Origin of the sequence: Cryobacterium arcticum (assembly GCF_003185895.1) — a bacterium.
GTDB classification, from domain to species: Bacteria; Actinomycetota; Actinomycetes; order Actinomycetales; family Microbacteriaceae; genus Cryobacterium; species Cryobacterium arcticum.
Genome location: NZ_QHLY01000001.1, coordinates 1 through 1,368, shown reverse-complemented (window position 1 = coordinate 1,368; position 1,368 = coordinate 1). Strand labels below are relative to the sequence as shown.

Annotated in this window: 1 protein-coding gene; it reads left to right on the top strand. The window is 60.7% G+C overall.

Annotation, left to right across the window (positions count from 1 at the left end):
* Positions 1-317: 317 nt before the first annotated feature.
* Entirely contained in the window at positions 318-1,307 is a 990-nt protein-coding gene (locus CTB96_RS00005) for an integrase core domain-containing protein (protein WP_248283131.1), read from the top strand.
* Positions 1,308-1,368: the final 61 nt, after the last annotated feature.

The window sequence follows — 1,368 nt, the reverse complement described above, 5'->3', positions numbered from 1 at the left end:
GTGTGAAGTCTCAAGACATTTTGGACATTTATGTCTCAGGACATCGTGGACAGTGTGTCTCAGGACATCGTGGATAGTCCAGGGGTTTTGCTCATGTGATGAGCGCTCTGAATCCTGATGCCCGAGTCCGAATGTTGGTCGCGACGTGGCCGGATGATGCCCCTCGGGGCGCGATCGCGGCGTTCTGTCGAACTCATAACGTCTCACCGTCCTGGTTTCACAAGGTTCGCGCTGAGTCGAAGGCCAGCGGTGCTGCGGCGGCGATGGAACTTGGATCCACGAGGCCGAAGAACAGCCCGGCGGAAACGAACGCGGGAATGGTCAAGCTCGCTTTGGAGACTCGGGCAGAGCTCAAGCGGCGGGGCTTTGATCATGGTCCTTTGAGCGTGCAGGCCAAACTCCGCAGGCAAGGGCTAACCCCGCCTTCCAGAGCGACGCTGGCCCGGATCTTCGCCCGGGCCGGCGTCGTGATCCCGGAACCCAAGAAGAAGCCACGATCCGCGTATCGCCGTTTCGTGTATCCCAACCCGAACGGGTGCTGGCAGATCGACGCGACCGAGTGGATTCTGGCCAACGGGCGCAAGGTCGTGGTTTTCCAACTCATCGACGACCATTCTCGCCTCGCCCTGGCGTCGCTGGCCGCCAGCGGCGAGACCAGCGAAGCCGCGATCAGGGTCGTGGACCTGGCGATCAGCCGGCACGGCGTTCCGCAGAAATTCCTCTCCGACAACGGTGCGGCGCTGAACCCGACCCGACGCGGCCATGAAGGCGCTCTCGTGAACCACCTCGTCAGCTTCGGAGTCGTTGCGATCACGGGCAAACCGGGCAAACCCACTACCCAAGGCAAGAACGAACGCGTGCACGGGACTTTGCTGAAGTACCTCAACACCCATCCGATCGCCGCGACGCTGGAAGAACTGCAGACCCAGCTCGACGAGTTCGACGCGTATTACAACACCGAACGCGAGCACCAGTCCCTACCTCGAATGACGCCCCAAGAAGCCTGGAACGCCACCGCCAAAGCCACCCCACCCACACCGCCAGTGGTCCCCGAGCAGCCCACCGAACTGGTCCAGCGCACCGTCACCGACGACGGTGAGATCACTGTCCTCGGCACCCGGTTCAAGATCGGCAAGGACTACAACGGCCAGCAACTCCAAATCACCTACAACGCCACCGAAATCGCCATCTATGACCAATCCGGCACGCAGATCCTCAGCCATCCCCGCCCGCCCAAGGGCACGCACTACGTCGGGAACAACAAACCTCGCGGATTCATGGCCAACCAAACATCCACGAAGTCCTGAGACATCAAAACTCCACGATGTATTGAGACATCAACTATCCACGATGTCCTGAGACATCACA

Excerpts from the sequence above, each read along its gene's own strand:
- CTB96_RS00005 (WP_248283131.1), top strand. The coding sequence starts at position 318 with ATGGTCAAGCTCGCTTTGGAGACTCGGGCAGAGCTCAAGCGGCGGGGC.